Origin of the sequence: Thermocoleostomius sinensis A174 (genome assembly GCF_026802175.1) — a bacterium.
Classification (GTDB): domain Bacteria; phylum Cyanobacteriota; class Cyanobacteriia; order Elainellales; family Elainellaceae; genus Thermocoleostomius; species Thermocoleostomius sinensis.
In genome coordinates this window covers 4,274,236-4,290,857 of record NZ_CP113797.1, presented here as the reverse complement: position 1 = coordinate 4,290,857, position 16,622 = coordinate 4,274,236, and the positions used below count along the sequence as shown (strand labels likewise).

General features: G+C 45.5%; 14 protein-coding genes. 13 read left to right on the top strand and 1 reads right to left on the bottom strand.

The genetic code is table 11. The features are described 5' to 3' along the window. The first annotated feature begins 14 nt into the window (after positions 1 to 14). The 11 genes from OXH18_RS18570 (at position 15) to OXH18_RS18520 (ending at position 12,833) form a co-directional block, all read left to right on the top strand. The gene (locus OXH18_RS18570) at positions 15 to 959 is read left to right on the top strand and encodes a glycosyltransferase family 2 protein (RefSeq protein WP_268608794.1); all 945 of its coding nucleotides are present in this window, start codon (positions 15 to 17) and stop codon (positions 957 to 959) included. After that, the gene (locus tag OXH18_RS18565; protein ID WP_268608792.1) at positions 940 to 1,905 is read left to right on the top strand and encodes a glycosyltransferase family 2 protein; all 966 of its coding nucleotides are present in this window, start codon (positions 940 to 942) and stop codon (positions 1,903 to 1,905) included. The genes OXH18_RS18570 and OXH18_RS18565 overlap by 20 nt, the downstream gene beginning before the upstream one ends. Positions 1,906 to 1,949: 44 nt before the next feature. Continuing rightward, complete coding sequence (locus tag OXH18_RS18560) at positions 1,950 to 2,966, top strand: glycosyltransferase family 2 protein (RefSeq protein ID WP_268608790.1); 1,017 nt, start codon at positions 1,950 to 1,952, stop codon at positions 2,964 to 2,966. A 168-nt stretch (positions 2,967 to 3,134) separates the two neighbouring features. Continuing rightward, a complete protein-coding gene (locus OXH18_RS18555; RefSeq protein WP_268608788.1) occupies positions 3,135 to 4,067 on the top strand; it encodes a sulfotransferase in 933 nt (310 codons plus the stop codon). A gap of 70 nt (positions 4,068 to 4,137) precedes the next feature. Further along, on the top strand, positions 4,138 to 5,565 hold the full coding sequence (locus OXH18_RS18550) for an O-antigen ligase domain-containing protein (protein ID WP_268608786.1): 1,428 nt from the start codon (positions 4,138 to 4,140) through the stop codon (positions 5,563 to 5,565). Between the two features lie 6 nt (positions 5,566 to 5,571). After that, on the top strand, positions 5,572 to 6,624 hold the full coding sequence (locus tag OXH18_RS18545) for a glycosyltransferase family 4 protein (protein WP_268608784.1): 1,053 nt from the start codon (positions 5,572 to 5,574) through the stop codon (positions 6,622 to 6,624). Next, the gene (locus tag OXH18_RS18540) at positions 6,617 to 7,729 is read left to right on the top strand and encodes a glycosyltransferase (RefSeq protein WP_268608782.1); all 1,113 of its coding nucleotides are present in this window, start codon (positions 6,617 to 6,619) and stop codon (positions 7,727 to 7,729) included. Before OXH18_RS18545 ends, OXH18_RS18540 begins: the two co-directional genes overlap by 8 nt. A gap of 50 nt (positions 7,730 to 7,779) precedes the next feature. Beyond that, complete coding sequence (locus OXH18_RS18535) at positions 7,780 to 8,517, top strand: class I SAM-dependent methyltransferase (RefSeq protein WP_268608779.1); 738 nt, start codon at positions 7,780 to 7,782, stop codon at positions 8,515 to 8,517. A 62-nt stretch (positions 8,518 to 8,579) separates the two neighbouring features. Beyond that, positions 8,580 to 9,746 carry a glycosyltransferase family 4 protein gene (locus OXH18_RS18530; protein ID WP_268608777.1) on the top strand — a complete coding sequence of 389 codons (1,167 nt, stop codon included), beginning with the start codon at positions 8,580 to 8,582 and terminating at the stop codon, positions 9,744 to 9,746. After that, positions 9,743 to 10,957, top strand: a complete 1,215-nt coding sequence (locus OXH18_RS18525; protein WP_268608774.1) for a glycosyltransferase — start codon at positions 9,743 to 9,745, stop codon at positions 10,955 to 10,957. Before OXH18_RS18530 ends, OXH18_RS18525 begins: the two co-directional genes overlap by 4 nt. A 214-nt stretch (positions 10,958 to 11,171) precedes the next feature. Further along, complete coding sequence (locus tag OXH18_RS18520; RefSeq protein ID WP_268608773.1) at positions 11,172 to 12,833, top strand: RecQ family ATP-dependent DNA helicase; 1,662 nt, start codon at positions 11,172 to 11,174, stop codon at positions 12,831 to 12,833. Positions 12,834 to 12,995: 162 nt separating this feature from the next. On the opposite strand, the gene leuB is transcribed toward OXH18_RS18520, so the two are convergent. Further along, positions 12,996 to 14,075 (bottom strand): 3-isopropylmalate dehydrogenase, encoded by a 1,080-nt coding sequence (leuB, locus tag OXH18_RS18515; RefSeq protein ID WP_268608771.1) that lies wholly within the window; start codon positions 14,073 to 14,075, stop codon positions 12,996 to 12,998. Between the two features lie 221 nt (positions 14,076 to 14,296). Here leuB and OXH18_RS18510 point away from each other — a divergent pair, with 221 nt between their 5' ends. Further along, complete coding sequence (locus OXH18_RS18510; protein WP_268608769.1) at positions 14,297 to 15,502, top strand: phosphoglycerate kinase; 1,206 nt, start codon at positions 14,297 to 14,299, stop codon at positions 15,500 to 15,502. 457 nt (positions 15,503 to 15,959) lie between these two features. Beyond that, complete coding sequence (locus OXH18_RS18505) at positions 15,960 to 16,577, top strand: TetR/AcrR family transcriptional regulator (protein ID WP_268608767.1); 618 nt, start codon at positions 15,960 to 15,962, stop codon at positions 16,575 to 16,577. The last annotated feature ends 45 nt before the right edge of the window (positions 16,578 to 16,622 follow it).

The following is a 16,622-nucleotide window of genomic DNA, read 5'->3' as shown; positions in this document are numbered from 1 at the left end:
AAATGATGAAATCTATGACTGATCTAACTAAATACAATCCATATCACCACGTTGAATTGAAACAAGTTAACCAGCATAATCAACCGGAGACAATCAGTGTATGTATTTGCACGATGAATCGTCCTGATGAACTTGATCGCTGCTTGAGCAGTATTTTTCAGAGTGCCGATTTACCTGACGAAGTGATTGTCAGTGACGATAGTTCTGCGCCTCAATCAACACAGGCGGTGACAGCAAAATATCCTGCTGCCACCTATCAAAAGGGTCCTCGATGTGGATTGAGTGCCAATCGCAATGCCTGTCTTTACCTCGCATCCAGTAGTCACATCATGTTTGTTGATGATGATGTGCAAGTACCACCCAATTTCATGGCAACGGCGCGACGGTTAATTACTTCCTCTCCGGATACGATAATTACAGGGCATGAAATTAATTATGGTGGAACAGGTTGCCTTCAACAGGGGCGAAAGGTTGTACCGCATAATCCCGATTTTTGGGGAGTGCAACGGCTGCCAGTCGAGCATCAGTATCAATCAATTGTCATCAATGCCACTATTTTCCCGCGCACTTTATTGAGCCAAGCCAAGTTTGATGAGAAACTACGCTATGGCTGTGATGAAATTGATATGGCTCGCCATGCTACAGCACTAGGGTACACAATTATTTACTGTGACGAGTTGTATGTACACCACTATCCTTCTTCTATAAACCGGCAGCAATACAAGCGGTTTATTCATGCGTCCCGTTTTTATACCACAACTAAAGCCTATTGGTATTACGATCGTTCACGAATTAAAGCATTAATATATCTCCTGTTAGCTCCTCTACAATTGGTGGCAAGTGGTTTCAAAAGAGGAGATTTATCAATTGTTTGGAATGCTATTCAAGCGACAATTACCGCTTATCGCTACTTAATCACTGGTTTTGGGGAAACTTGTTATGGCACAACCACTCGTTAGCGTTTTGATCAGTAATTATAACTATGGTCGCTATTTACCAAGAGCGATCGATAGCGCCTTGGGTCAAACCTACCAGCCTTGTGAAATCATAGTCATCGATGATGGTTCAACGGATGACTCACGCCAAATCATTGAGGGTTATGGCAATCGGATTATTCCCATCCTTCAGTCGAATGGGGGACAAGCTTCTGCTTTGAATACAGGATTCACCGCTAGCCGAGGCGACGTAATCTGTTTATTAGATGCAGATGATGTGTGGTTGCCAACGAAGGTGGAGCGGGTTGTAACCGCACTGAAGGCTTATCCAAAGGCATCGGTAGTCTATCATCGGGTGCAAACCGTCGATCAATTAGAGCAGCGGCGAGGTCAGCCTTGGCCACCTTATCCAGTTATTCGTGGTTCAATTGCACAACAAGTAATGGATACAGGTGGGTGGTGGCCCTTTCCTCCCTCAACAGGATTAAGTTTCCCACGCTCATTCATAGCTAAAGTAATACCAATTCCAGAGTTAGAGTATCATCTTTGTGCGGATGCTTATCTTGCTGATTTGGCTCCCTTTTTCGGCGAGGTAATCGGTATTGAGGATGCCCTTTCTCTCTTTCGTATTCATAGTACCAATCACTGGAGTCATCCTATTGAGATACAACGACGATCGCTACACTCCCATGAGCTTCGTGTCAAGGTGTTAAATCGTACTCTACAGTCTACGGGCATCCAGGCGCAGATTAGTTTGCAGCAACATTGGCCCTATCAACGTCTCAAGCATAATCTGGGTGAAGGAAAAAGCTTACTGATGCTTAGTCAATTAGCACTAAATCATCCCTGGGAACTGCGACTAACCTCTCGGTTAAAACTTCTACTGGATTTGTGGATCAAAACAATTTGGATCAAAACTGGGTGGATCAAACATCTATGGAAGAAACCACGATCGATTACCAATCTCTGATGCTCTGTTGCCATTCTCTTCGACAAATCCTTTCTCACAACACTATGTTAACCATTACTGTTTTAATTCCAACCTACCGCCGTGTTCATGACCTCAAGCGTTGTCTAGATGGGTTAAAGCAGCAATCACGCCCCGCTGATGAGGTGCTAGTTGTGGTGCGAGATACCGATACCGAAACCTGTCAATTTCTGGAATGGTTCGAGCCGGGGTTGCTACCCCTTCGCTTGGTCAAAGTGTCTCTTCCTGGTCAGGTTGCTGCTCTAAATGCTGGATTAGCGGTTGCATCAGGTGACATTATTGCCATGACCGACGATGATGCTGTTCCTAAACCCAATTGGTTAGATCGGATTGAAACTTATTTCTTGTTCAATGAACAGGTGGGCGCTGTCGGTGGTCGAGACTGGGTGCATCAAGGCGAGCGGCGGATGGATGCCACTCGTAGTTTAGTTGGGAAGGTGCAATGGTTTGGTCGTTTGATTGGACAACACCATCTAGGTGCAGGGCCGCCGCGCTGGGTGGAATTCCTCAAAGGAGCTAATATGAGCTACCGTCAAACAGCTATTGCCGCATTGAAATTTGATGAACGTCTACGCGGAACAGGGGCACAAGTTCACAACGATTTAGCCTTCAGCTTGTCGGTACATCGATTGGGTTGGAAGCTACTTTATGATCCGTTAGTAGCAGTCGATCACTATCCGGCTCCACGATTTGATGAAGATCAACGCGGGCAGTTCGATCGAATCGCATTGGTCAACAAAGTTCACAATGAAACGTTGATTCTGTTAGAGTATTTGTCACCTCCTAGGCGTATTGCGTTTCTGGTATGGGCGCTGCTAATTGGAACACGCAGCTATCGAGGATTAGCTCAATGCCTGCGATTTCTACCGCAAGAAAAACTATTGACAATTCATAAGCTTTTTGCAGCCTTACAAGGACGATGGCAAGGTTGGCAAACTTGGCGACATTCTGCCTATCAGGCTTCAGCGCCACAACTCGCCGTAAATTCCAAATCGATGGAACCCAAGCTACAGCCAATAAATACCTATCGTACTAGTCACTAGATGGTTCTTAGTTGATTCAACACGAGATAATTCGACGATTGATATTCGTACAAGATATATAAACATTAGTGGTATCAATCTCGTACTAAAAGTACACCAATGTAGTTGTTGAATCATTTGTATTTGTAATGGCTGGTTGAATTACAGCTTAACAACTGGGGCAGTACCATGAATTCCAAGATCAATCTAATTTATCTTGCTAGCATTGGACGCAGTGGCTCTACGTTGCTTGAATCAATGCTGGGAGCTCACTCACAAATTGCGACTTGTGGCGAAATTCATATTTGGCCGCATGAAATCGCCCAAGGGGGGGTTCGACCTTGTAGCTGTGGACGCTCTGTATTAGACTGCCCGTTCTGGATTGAGATGCAGCAGCGCCTTGATCCACGACGGCAGCTTGATCCACCCATTCATTTTTTTAGAGAACGACACAACGCAGGTAAAACCATTCGTTGGAGCCGATTGCAGGACTTTAGTAAAAATCCAGTTTCACCTCAAACGGCAGCGCAGATCGAACAATTTGGTCGAAATAATCAGGCGGTGTTTCAAGCGTTTTTAGATCTCATTCAAGATCAAATAGGACGAGATATTCACTGGGTAGTTGATTCTTCAAAAGATCCCTATCGTTTGCTCTGGTTAGTTCGATCGAACTTATTTAACATTAAGGTTCTACATGTCGTTAAAAATCCTCGCGCTTTTATTTATTCCGTCACCAAGAATTTTCAAGCATCGTCACTCAAACAGTTACGTGTAACTGCCAAACAATCTGTGAAATGGTCGATCGAGAATTATTTAATTTCACAGGTTGCCCAGCACCATTTGGCAACATCAGACTATTACCTAGTAAATTATGAGAAACTAGCAACTGCACCAACTGAAACGTTTGAGTCCATCTGTCAAATGATTGGCTGTGAGTTTGAAGCACAAGCCGTCACTAATTTTCGTCAAGGCAGTGTTCATACAATTGCTGGAAATCCAATGCGTTACGAAACTCGAGGGATTAGCTTAGATGAACGTTGGAAAACGCTGCTGCCAGCCACTAATCGTAGGATCACTGAGCTATTAACCCAGATTAACCGCTCTGTCTATGGATACCGATAGTTTAATTCATATTTGCCTCATACCTTAATGACCTTTAGCCGATCGATAAGCAACCCCTCAAAGAATAACTATGCTTTCTCATCAAACAGTTGTCGATCATCACTCCAGCCTTGATTCCAAGCGAAAACTGCGGTTTGGATTCCATCCTCCCCAGGCTTGGTTGGCGATTCTAGCCTTTGGTTTGCTATCTTTTCTAGCAATCTGGGTGCGGGCAGGTGAATTCTTAAACTTGGCATTTCCAGCAGGAGCATTTATTGTTGGGTTGTTTCTATATTTTCGTTATCCATTGTTATATCTTGGATTCACTTGGTGGTTGTGGTTTCTTTCGCCGCTGGTTCGCCGATTAATTGACTATCAAAGTCGATTCACTGATCCTAGCCCTATCTTATTAACGCCCTATCTAGTTACACTAATTACGTTACTTACGGTGGTGCGCCATCTACCTAAAATCGATGATAAAGGTAAGTACCCATTCATTCTAGCGTTTAGCAGTGTTATCTATGGTTACTTTCTAGGACTCGTTCAGCTTCCACCTGTTTCTGCCACGATTGAGTTATTAGATTGGTTGGCTCCGGTACTACTAGGTTTCTATTTCTATATTCATTGGCGTGATTACCCTAGCTATTGTCGTAACCTTCAGCGTGTTTTTGTGTGGGGTGTATTGTTAACTGGTTGTTATGGCATCTTGCAATTTCTAATCGCTCCAGAATGGGATCAATTGTGGCTGATTAACGTAGGGCTTAACAGCGTGGGGCGTCCAGAACCATTAGGCATTCGAGTGTGGAGTACGATGAACGCACCAGGCCCTTTTTCTATTTTTATGATGACAGGATTGATTCTGTTATTTCTGAATAAAAGTACTTTGAAGCTCCCTGCTTTGGCAGTTGGCTATTTGGCTTTTCTGCTGTCCTTGGTTCGCTCTAGTTGGGGAGGTTGGGGGTTAGGACTACTAATTTTAGCAAGTTCGATGAAGTTGAAATTTCAGGTGCGGTTGCTACTGAATGCGCTATTAATTGTACTGTTGGTTGTACCGCTAGTAACGATCGAGCCTTTCTCGGATGTGATTCATACGCGGTTTGAAACGTTATCTAATATTGAAGAAGACAACAGTGGAGCAGCGCGACGGGCCATGTATAGTGAGCAGCTTGGCCCAGCCCTATCCACAATTGTTGGTAAAGGGATTGGTAGCCCTGGTTTTGACAGCGGCTTTATCAACACTCTCCTGAGCTTGGGCTGGCTAGGAACTGTATTATATATGGGCGCGATTTTAATACTAATATTTCATCTATTTAACGGAGCCAAACGATGTCCTGATCCATTCGTCAAAGTTTGTCAATCAATCGTCCTACCATTATTTGCAATGTTGCTATTTGGCAGTACAATGATTGGCATTCCTGGAGTATTAACTTGGGCTTTTTTAAGTCTCGGTATGGCCGCTCAACGATACCACAAATTTATAAATCAAGATCCATTTTTATCATCACAGCTATCTGAATAAAACCCTATGAAAATTGCTATGACGCATGTCGATTTGCCCAACGAAGCCAAAGGAGGGGTTGCATTTCAAGCCCATTACTTGGCGAATGCGCTAGTCGATCGCGGACATGACGTGACGATGTTCACACTCAGTTCAGGCGATACTGATTGCCGTTATCGCATTCATCAGTACCACTTGCCATCGTGCTTTCGTCGCTTCAAAGCATTCATGTTTGCGGTCTATCTTGCTAAAACTGATTTTTCGAGATTTGATGTTGTGCATACACATGGAGATAACTACCTGCTTTGGAATTGTCATCCCCAAATTCGCACGTTTCATGGATCTGCTCAAGATGAAGCCCGATCGGCTGTGCGGTGGCAACGACGCCTTTATCAAAGCGTGTTAGCTGGCTTAGAACCCTTTTCAGTTCGCTGGGCAGATATTAGTGTCGGTGTTTCGCAAGCAACTCAGTCCAAAATTCCAGCTATTTCAACGATCATTCCCTGCGGTGTTGATACAACCTACTTCCGCCCCGGTCGCAAATCTATGCAGCCTTCTTTATTATTCGTTGGTACTGTAGAGGGACGCAAGCGTGGTCAGTATTTAGCAAACGTATTTACACAGGAAGTGCGGCCCCGTTTTCCGAATGCTGAACTGTGGATGGTCAGCGATCGAGCCGTCGTGGGTGAAGGGATTGTCAACCTGGGAAAAGTTTCGCTGGAAGCACTCAGTCACCTATATCAGCAGGCTTGGTTGTTTTGCTTGCCAAGCACGTATGAGGGGTTTGGAGTTCCTTATATCGAAGCGATGGCAGCAGGTACGCCTGTGGTTGCAACGACTAATCCAGGAGCACAGGAGGTGCTTCAAGATGGAGAATATGGACTCATTGTAGATGAAACTAAATTAGGACAACAGATCAATCGGCTATTCCAAGATCCAGATTTGCGCGAGGTCTATGCCCGTAAAGGACTCAACCGAGTGCAAGCTTTCTCTTGGTCAAGTATTGTCACTCAGTACGAGATACTTTATCGCCAATTATCTACTGATCTCATTCATCATTACAGGTCAGAATATGTCTAAATTGCGAGTATTGTTTTTCGTCAACGGTTCTCAAGAGAGTGCGGCTGGTATTCGTGCTCATAGTTTTGCTGAACGGTTACCTGCAACCTGGATAATTCACTTTCAGTATCGATCGCGCCCTAAATGGAAAAGCATTGTTTCGTTCGTTCGATCGGCAATATCCTTCAGTCCAGATGTTATCTATGTCATTGATGTGGCTTATACAGGTGTGCTAGCGGGATACATCGCTAGAAAAATACGGCCCTGTAAACTGATCATTGACACCGGGGATGTAGCGTATGAATTAGCAAAATCCACAGGACGCTATTCACCACAGCAGTTATTTCTAATTCATTGGATTGAGCAATTAGCAGTACGTAACTTTGATTACATCATTGTTCGCGGTAGTTATCACAAGGACTGGCTGGAAAAACAGGGAATTCAGCCAGTTGCCTTTATTCCAGATGGTATTGATACCAGGCAGATTGCTTTAATCGATGCACAACCAATTAGAAGTAAGCTCGGTCTAGAGGATTGCTTAGTTGTAGGGTTAGTTGGAACCATGTCTTGGTCAGAACATCATCAGATGTGCTATGGCTGGGATATTCTTGCTGCGATGCAGTTGTTAAAAGATCAACCGATCAAAGCGCTATTGGTAGGAGATGGTAGCGGCCGATCGATTCTAGAACAGCAAGCCCAAGCGTGGGGAATTGCCGATCGCGTTCTATTCACCGGACAGGTTCCCTATGCTCAACTTGCAGACTATTTAGCCGCAATGGATGTATGTGTTTCTACACAGTCGAACGATTTGGTTGGGCAAGTGCGAACAACGGGCAAATTACCTTTGTATCTTGCTTATGGCAAGTATGTGATTGCCACTGATGTAGGTGAAGCTAGACGAGTGTTACCAAACGTGGGATACCTGCTCCCCTACTGTGGTGTTCGTGATGACAATCATCCTGCCCGTTTAGCTGCCCATTTAAGGCAACTAGTGACATCCGATCGTCTGAGAACTCTTGATCACGCTAGATACCATCGCGCTAGGCAGATTGCTAAGGAACACTTTGATTATCAAGTATTAGCACAACGGGTAGAAAAAATTTGTCAGGAATTAGTTCGTAGCTAAATAACAAAAAGTCACTGAAATTACCGAAAGTATTGGAGAAACATAAGATTATGACAACCCAAAAAATTACTGCAACAACTGCATTGTTTTGGAATCAAATTTATACAAATCATACAACACGAATGCCGAATGCATCTGATCCAATGTTGTTAGCTGCGATCGAGTTTTTTGGAGATATTCGCAACAGAAAATTGCTCGATTTAGGGTGTGGGGATGGTCGCAGTTCTCTGTTTTTTGCTCAACGTGGAGCACAGGTGACGGCGATCGACATCAGTGAAGTAGCAATACATAACTTGACTCAGTTTTGCCATGACCAAGCCATTACTAATATCAACCCCGTTCACTGTTCAGCGTTTGATATCGCCGAGCTAGGCTCTTTCGATTTCATCTTTGGCAATATGATTTTGCATCATTTGGAGCCGTTTGATGCTTTTGTACGTGTTCTACATCAAGGATTGGCAACTGATGGCAAAGCTTATTTTCGTGAAAATAGTGCGTTTAGTTCGTTGCTAGTTTGGTTTCGTAATCATGTTGTTGGTAAGTTTGGTATTCCAAAAGGTGGCGATGATGATGAAGCTCCGCTGTCTCCTCAAGAAGTGGCACAACTACAGCAAGCTTTTCAAGTAGAAATAGATTACCCAGAGCTATTATTTTTCCGTTTAGCATCTCAGTATTTGTTGAGGGGCCGTTTACATTCGTTGATGAAGCAACTAGACGACTATTTCTTTCAGTTTCCCACGTTTAGGAAGTATTCATATCGGCAAAACTTATTTCTCTCCTCGAAATAACGCTGACAACAATCGCCTCGATAGTAAATTCGTCAACCCAAATCAGCCTTCAACAACATGCTATGTCGCAATCCAAAATTCTTTGCATTGGTAATGGTTGGTTCCCATTAATGCCCGGTGGACTAAATCGCTATGTGTATGAATCGATTCATCACCTATCGCAGTTAGGAAGTTCGATCGAATTCTGCGGAGTGGGAATACCCAATCAAGCAGAATGTTCATTGTCGGCTTCGATCCAGTTAACAAATTTATGCGATTCAAAAGCATTCTTGGTACATCGATTGTTATCGGCTTGGCGTTATTTTGCTAATCGTAAGGTAGCCCCCTGTCCTGATGCCATTAATCTTCACTTTGCTCTCTATGGATTACCTATCTTATCCATCTTGCCTGCTGAGATTCCAATCACTTTCACGTTTCACGGCCCTTGGGCCCTAGAGGGACAGCAAGAATCTGAAAATCGAATAACTACCTTACTCAAGCATTGGATCGAGCAACAAGTCTATCAGCGTTGCGATCGCTTTATTGTTTTGAGTCGAGCATTTGGCGAGGTTTTGCATCAACACTACCAAATTCCCTGGAGTAAAATTTACCTGATCCCGGGTGGTGTAGACACTGAACGATTTCAGCCCAGACTGACTCAACAAGCAGCACGTCAGCATCTGCATTGGCCCAGCAATCGCCCGATCTTATTCACGCCCCGTCGTTTAGTGCCGCGCATGGGCCTCGATCAGTTGTTAACGGCGCTTGTACAGGTAAGACAACAGATTCCCGATGTTTGGCTAGCGATCGCCGGACGAGGACCGTTACAGACACAATTACAACAGCAGTGTCGGGATGCTGGATTGAGTGATACGGTGCAATTTCTTGGTTTTTTGCCCGATGATCAGTTGCCGATCGCCTATCAAGCGGCCAATCTCACTGTTGTGCCCAGCCAAGCCTTGGAAGGATTTGGGTTAGTGGTGCTGGAGTCTCTTGCCTGCGGCACGCCTGTAGTCTGTACGCCTGTGGGAGGAATGCCCGAAATTCTTCAACCTTTTGCGCCCCAGTTACTCATTCCTGATACAACAGTCCATGCAATTGCAACCCATTTAGTGGCGGCCTTGTCGGGCGAACTATTATTACCATCGAGTACCGACTGCCGCGCTTATGTGAAACAGCATTTTGATTGGCACAGCATCAGCCAACAAATACAACAAGTGTTACTTCAATCAGGGAAGAAATCAACATGAATATCTTGTTTCTTGATCAGAGTGGTCATCTTGGCGGCGCAGAATTATCGTTAGCAGATGTTGCTGAATCGCACCGCGATCGATGCCTAGTTGGGTTGTTTGCTGATGGTCCATTTCGAGCACATCTAGAGAAACGATCTATTCCTAATACTGTTCTTGTGCATAACACTATTCAGATCAAGCGAAGCAGCGGGTGGATACATAGTCTCAGTCAAACTTATTTCTTGTTGCCATGTATTTTACAAGTTGCCAAACTAGCTCGTAGCTATGATTTGATCTATGCTAATACCCAAAAGGCATTAGTGATTGGTGGACTTGCCAGCAGGTTGGCGTGTCGTCCGCTGGTCTACCATTTGCGTGATATTCTCTCTGCCGAACATTTCAGCACTGCGAACCGTTTCATTGCAATCAAGATTGCTAACTACTGTGCCTCGTTAGTGTTAGCCAACTCTGAAGCAACTCGATCGGCTTTTATAGCAGCAGGTGGACAACCGAATATTACTCAAGTTGTGTATAACGGCTTTATCCCGGAGCAGTATCAAATTGATGCTGACTCTACAAACCAACTTAAACATCAACTTGGACTTAAAGACGATCAATTTATCGTCGGACATTTCAGTCGCTTGTCGCCTTGGAAGGGACAACATGTGTTACTCAAAGCTTTGGCAAAATGTCCGGAACAGATTGTGACACTGCTAGTTGGAGATGCGTTATTCGGGGAACAGGAGTATGTACAGCAACTACAGCAACAGGTAATTGATCTAGGCTTGGAAAATCGTGTTCATTTTCTGGGATTTCGATCGGACGTGCCGCAGCTAATGGCAGTCTGTGACTTAATTGCTCATACATCTATCGCCCCAGAACCGTTTGGACGAGTGATTGTAGAAGGGATGCTTTGCGATCGACCTGTCATTGCGACTAGAGCAGGTGGGGCCACTGAACTGATTGAGTCTGGTAAAACTGGATGGATGTGTACTCCCAATGATGCCGATCAGCTAGCGGCTAAAATTCTGTACTGTTATCACCACCCATGTCAAACTGCTGCGATCGCCCACGAAGGTAAACGACAAGCTAGTCAGCGCTTTAACTTACAATTCACCAATCAAGTCATTGATCAACATCTTGATTCGGTACTACAACAATCTCAAAAGATATCACCATTGCGCAAAGCAATGCCGTCAAATACACTTTTCAATCAGTCAACCTTTTAATCTCTTCTTAATCTTTGTCAAAATCATTTTCTGAATTCTCAAGTAAATCGTTGTCATTGGTAATACAGTCAAACTTAACACGGTTTCCTAACAAGAGGCGGACGTTGGGGCGATCGCGGGTTTCTATAATGCTAGTCACAATCCTGCTGAGTAGCTTATTTGAGTGATCCTGCTGGCAATTCAGCCCTAGTCTGGTTACGAGTGACGCCTATTTATGAGTAAATCACGCCTCAAGACGAATCTAGAACAAATTGCTAAGACACGATTTGGTTACACAGAATGGCGTCCCGGTCAAAAGGAAGCAATTCAATCAGTTCTAAAAGGGCATGATACGCTTGCAATTATGCCAACGGGATCTGGCAAATCAGCAATCTACCAAATTGCGGCGTTTGTTATTCCTGGCGCTACGGTTGTAATCTCGCCTCTGATTGCGCTACAACGAGATCAGGTGAATGCCATCCTGAATCAGGACATAGGAGATGCGGCAGTTATCAATTCGGCTATTGATTCGAGTGAACGAGAAGACGCATTTGAACAACTGGAAGATGGCGATCTAGAATTTATTTTCTTAGCACCAGAGCAGTTCAACCAAGCTGAAACGCTTGAGCGATTGCAAGCGGCTAAACCTTCACTGTTTGTGATAGACGAAGCTCACTGTATTAGTGCTTGGGGGCATGACTTTCGTCCGGATTACTTGCGTCTGGGGCAAATTATTGATGCATTAGACCACCCGCGTATTCTAGCCTTAACTGCTACAGCGGCTCCTCCGGTACGTTCTGAGATTATAGAGCGATTAAATATGCGCAATGCCAATGTGATTGTGCAAGGATTCGATCGCCCCAACATTGAGTTAGTAGTAGAACGATTTGATGATGAAGGCGAGAAACAAACTTACCTAGTTAATCAAATTCTTAAAGTCAAAAAACCAGGAATTGTATATGTAGCGACTCGTAAACGCGCTGAAGAACTGACGAAGCAACTACAAGAACACGGCATTAAATCTGAGTATTATCATGCTGGCATGAAAGCATCCGATCGCCAGGAAACTGAAATAGCGTTCATGGATGATCAAATTGAAGTACTAGTAGCAACAACGGCATTTGGCATGGGTGTAGATAAACCTAATATTCGTTTTGTATTTCATGCTGACATTAGTGATTCGATCGACTCCTATTATCAGGAAATTGGTCGGGCAGGACGAGACCATGAACTGTCCCGCGCTATTCTGTTTTATAATCCCGAAGATTTGAACTTGCGCCGGTTTTTCTCAAGCAGTGGACAGGTCAATCTAGCAGATATTAACCAAGTTGTGGAAGCGCTGCAATTACAGATAGACCCAATCGCGCCTAAAGATTTACAATCCCAACTAGATCTGTCGAAAACAAAATTGAAAAGTGCGTTGAACTATCTGACGGACGCAGGTGCGGTAGAAAACACGCCAACTGGCGAAGTAAAATTGCGACCTAAGGCAGATTTAGACGCAGTGGCCGAAGCTGTGTTAGAAACCCAAGAGCAAAGACGGCAGGTCGAACGATCGCGTCTAGACATGATGCGCAACTATGCCGAAATTCGCAGTTGCCGTCGTCAATATTTGCTCAACTATTTTGGTGAAAAGTTCGCTGGCCCTTGTACAACTTGCGATAATTGCAAGGCTAGTATCACGCAAGATGATGCTAAGACGCAAGAAACCGAAACCACCCAACACCAGCAACCCTATCCAGTAGATAGTCGAGTCAAACACAAATCATGGGGTGAGGGTACTGTGATGCGGTATGAAGGCGAAACGATCGTGGTTTTATTTGAGCAGGTGGGATATAAAACGCTAGACGTGAGAACTGCTATTCTGCGGCAACTGTTACAACGGGTAAAGCCATAAATTCTTTCCACAATGAGTGCAAGTCACCTTTGTACCCTCCCCCTAACTTCCCTTCCTATCAACCCGGCCATCCTTGATCTTGCTTTCCGAACCTCCCTCATTCCCCAGCCCGTGCTTCCAGAAGACGTTTTGAATAATCCAATCAGTAGATAAATCAGCAGACTACTGCATCGCAGCAACCAACGCTTCACCCATCGCCCGACAACCAACCGCCTTCATGCCGTCCGACATTATATCCCCCGTGCGATAGCCTGCATCTAATACGTGCATCACCGCTTGTTCAATTCGATCGGCCGCTTCTGGTTGATCCAACCCATAACGCAACATCATCGCTGCACTCAGCACTTGAGCAATCGGGTTAGCTTTGTCTTGTCCAGCAATATCAGGAGCCGAGCCGTGCACAGGTTCAAACAACCCGGGCCCTGACGCCCCCAAGCTAGCAGACGGTAACATGCCAATACTTCCCGTCAACATGGCAGCTTCATCAGATAGAATATCGCCAAACAAATTACCTGTGACGATCGTGTCAAACTGTTTGGGATAGCGCACCAATTGCATCGCCGCATTATCTACATAGAGATGTGATAACTCGACATCGGGATACTCTTCAGCCAGTTTGATCATGCGATCACGCCACAGTTGCGAGACTTCCAACACATTTGCCTTATCTACTGAACATAAGCGTTTACCGCGCTTTCGAGCCGTTTCAAACGCTACACGACCAATGCGATCGATTTCGCCTTCAGCATAGACCATTGTATTGACGCCACGTTTCTCCCCGGTTTCGGTAGCAAAGATGCCTTTGGGTTGTCCGAAGTAAATCCCCCCGGTTAACTCTCGCACTACCATGATATCGACCCCTTCAATCACCTCTCGCTTGAGGCTAGACGCATCAATTAACTGCGGTAGAATTTTAGCGGGTCGCAAATTAGCAAACAGTTCCATGCCAGCCCGCAGCCCCAGCAAGCCCGTTTCAGGGCGTTGATGACGCGGCAAAGTGTCCCATTTGTAGCCACCGATCGCTGCCAACAATACTGCATCGCTCTCTTTGCAAGCAGCCAGCGTTTCATCGGGTAATGGAGTTCCAGTAGCGTCGATCGCCGCTCCACCAATCAAGGCGTCCTGATATTCAAACTGCACATCCAACTGTTCGCCCACGCACTTGAGAACCGATACAGCTACCGTCATAATTTCAGGGCCAATGCCGTCACCAGGTAATAACGTGATTCGATAATCGCTCATGGGGAGAGTTGGAGTTGTAATCAGCAGTCTCCTATCTTAAGAGAAAAGGGAGACTAGGGGAATAATCTGCAACAACCTGCTTGTTCGAGACCAGATCATCAAGCGTTCTATGCTACAGAATTTTTTAAAGTTTTTGGTAACGCGGTTCAGCTTTATCTGATAATGATCCCTGTCACCGTACAATAATCAATAGGTAAAAAGACTCACTCAGGGGGATTCCAGTGTCAAAAAAAACCGTAGCAAGTTTATCGGCGGCCGATTTGACTGGTAAGCGAGCACTTGTCCGAGTCGATTTCAACGTGCCTCTGGATGACCAAGGCAACATCACCGACGATACCCGCATTCGAGCGGCCCTACCCACCATTCAGTATTTGTCTTCCAATGGAGCCAAGGTCATCTTGACGAGTCACTTTGGGCGTCCCAAGGGCAAAGTTGTCGATAGTATGCGCCTGACACCCGTTGCTAAGCGGTTATCTGAGTTACTAGGGCAAGATGTGATTAAATGTGACGATTGTATTGGCGATAGTGTAGCCAATGCGGTTTCCAACATGCAAAATGGACAGGTGGCGCTGTTAGAGAATGTGCGTTTTTATGCAGAGGAGGAAAAAAACGATCCAGACTTTGCCAAGAAGCTCGCGTCTGTTGCCGATCTATACGTGAATGATGCCTTTGGCACTGCTCACCGGGCCCATGCCTCTACTGAGGGTGTTACTCACTATCTCAAACCAGCTGTGGGTGGCTACCTGATTGAAAAAGAATTGCAGTATCTTCAGAGTGCGATCGAGAATCCCCAACGTCCTCTGGCAGCAATTATTGGTGGCTCTAAGGTTTCCAGCAAAATCACCGTAATTGAAACCCTGCTAGAGAAAGTTGATAAGTTGCTGATTGGCGGCGGTATGATTTTCACCTTCTACAAAGCCCGCGGCTTAAGCGTTGGAAAATCGCTAGTAGAAGATGATTTTGTAGAATTAGCTAAAACCTTAGAAGCGAAAGCCAACGAGAAAGGCGTTACCCTGCTGTTGCCAACCGACGTCGTAGTGGCGGATAACTTTGCAGCGGATGCCAATGCTCAAACCGTTAGTGTCGAAAGCATTCCCGATGGCTGGATGGGTTTAGACATTGGGCCCGCCTCGGTGAAACTGTTCCAAGAAGCGCTGGCAGACTGCAAAACCGTAATCTGGAATGGCCCAATGGGTGTATTTGAGTTCGATCAGTTCGCCAAAGGAACCGAGGCGATCGCTCGAAGCCTAGCAGACCTTACCAAAACCGGAGCTACAACCATTATCGGTGGTGGTGACTCGGTGGCAGCGGTAGAAAAGGTAGGCGTGGCCGATCAAATGAGCCACATTTCTACTGGAGGTGGAGCCAGTCTAGAGCTATTAGAAGGAAAGGTTCTGCCTGGTATTGCTGCGCTCGATGAAGCATAGATTGGTTTGTGGGGGCGGACGAGCGTTCGCCCTTACTAAGCGACAGGCTGACCTTCGCTGATTTTGCTCGACAACCTGGGTCAAGCTTGTGTGAACTGTTGAAGTTGCCTGCTGAAACTCCAATTCCGTCTTAATCCAGCTTGAGCCGTCAATTAGCCTACCGCACCATTCTTCAAGGAATTCAGATATTGGCCAACAACTCCAGCCAGTCTATTACAATCCTCACGCAAGGTTTTTCTCCTCCTAAATGAAACCACCCTGCCCCCTGCAATTCTGGGGAGATTTAGGGGACGGTTTGGGCGCAACTAGCACCTCTCAAACAGCTTCTAAGCGCCCTTGTACGACCCTGCTCAAACGTTATATTCTGTAAAGTTTTGCAGATTAATCAATCATAGCCTTAGTAATATCGCTAATATCGCTACAGAGTCCTTCTTCCGTCGGTCTTCGACGCGCGCCTATGCGAACTTTTCACAGCAGCGCCCCTTCTGAGGCAGAAACCCAAACTCGCATCCTTAAGGCAGCTAGGCGACTATTTGCCCGTCAAGGGTACGACGGTACCACAACTCGCGAACTGGCTCAGGCGGCAGGCGTGGCGGAAGGAACTATCTTTCGTCACTTTGAAAGCAAAAAGGCTATCTTGATTGAAGTGGCGACTCAAGGTTGGATAGAAATCTTGACAGACTTGTTAACTGAGCTAAGCGAAATGGGCAGCTACAAGGCGATCGCGCAAGTCATGCGGCGACGGATGCTGAACCTGCACCAGAATGCAGATTTGCTGCGGGTGTGCTTCATGGAGGCACAGTTTCACCCCGATTTGCGTGAACGGATTCAGTCTGATGTGATCGAAAAAATGACCGATGTTGCAGAGGCGTTCTTTGAAACAGCCATGGATCAAGGTATCTATCGCCGAATGAATCCCCGAATTGTTGCTCAGGTGTTTTTGGGTATGTTTACGATCGCTGGCTTCAGCCGCGACACGATCATGCCAGAGAATTCATCTCCCCAAGCTATGTTAGAAATGGCCGAAGGGATGGCAGATATTTTCTTGAATGGGGTCTTGGCTCCAACTTCGTGATACAGGATGGAGATTGGAATGTCATGTACAGATGCCCTGCCAAAA

Excerpts from the sequence above, each read along its gene's own strand:
- OXH18_RS18540 (WP_268608782.1), top strand. The coding sequence starts at position 6,617 with ATGTCTAAATTGCGAGTATTGTTTTTCGTCAACGGTTCTCAAGAGAGT.
- OXH18_RS18525 (WP_268608774.1), top strand. The coding sequence starts at position 9,743 with ATGAATATCTTGTTTCTTGATCAGAGTGGTCATCTTGGCGGCGCAGAA.
- OXH18_RS18565 (WP_268608792.1), top strand. The coding sequence starts at position 940 with ATGGCACAACCACTCGTTAGCGTTTTGATCAGTAATTATAACTATGGT.
- OXH18_RS18505 (WP_268608767.1), top strand. The coding sequence starts at position 15,960 with ATGCGAACTTTTCACAGCAGCGCCCCTTCTGAGGCAGAAACCCAAACT.
- OXH18_RS18560 (WP_268608790.1), top strand. The coding sequence starts at position 1,950 with ATGTTAACCATTACTGTTTTAATTCCAACCTACCGCCGTGTTCATGAC.
- OXH18_RS18570 (WP_268608794.1), top strand. The coding sequence starts at position 15 with ATGACTGATCTAACTAAATACAATCCATATCACCACGTTGAATTGAAA.
- leuB (WP_268608771.1), bottom strand. The coding sequence starts at position 14,075 with ATGAGCGATTATCGAATCACGTTATTACCTGGTGACGGCATTGGCCCT.
- OXH18_RS18550 (WP_268608786.1), top strand. The coding sequence starts at position 4,138 with ATGCTTTCTCATCAAACAGTTGTCGATCATCACTCCAGCCTTGATTCC.
- OXH18_RS18555 (WP_268608788.1), top strand. The coding sequence starts at position 3,135 with ATGAATTCCAAGATCAATCTAATTTATCTTGCTAGCATTGGACGCAGT.
- OXH18_RS18520 (WP_268608773.1), top strand. The coding sequence starts at position 11,172 with ATGAGTAAATCACGCCTCAAGACGAATCTAGAACAAATTGCTAAGACA.
- OXH18_RS18530 (WP_268608777.1), top strand. The coding sequence starts at position 8,580 with ATGTCGCAATCCAAAATTCTTTGCATTGGTAATGGTTGGTTCCCATTA.
- OXH18_RS18535 (WP_268608779.1), top strand. The coding sequence starts at position 7,780 with ATGACAACCCAAAAAATTACTGCAACAACTGCATTGTTTTGGAATCAA.
- OXH18_RS18545 (WP_268608784.1), top strand. The coding sequence starts at position 5,572 with ATGAAAATTGCTATGACGCATGTCGATTTGCCCAACGAAGCCAAAGGA.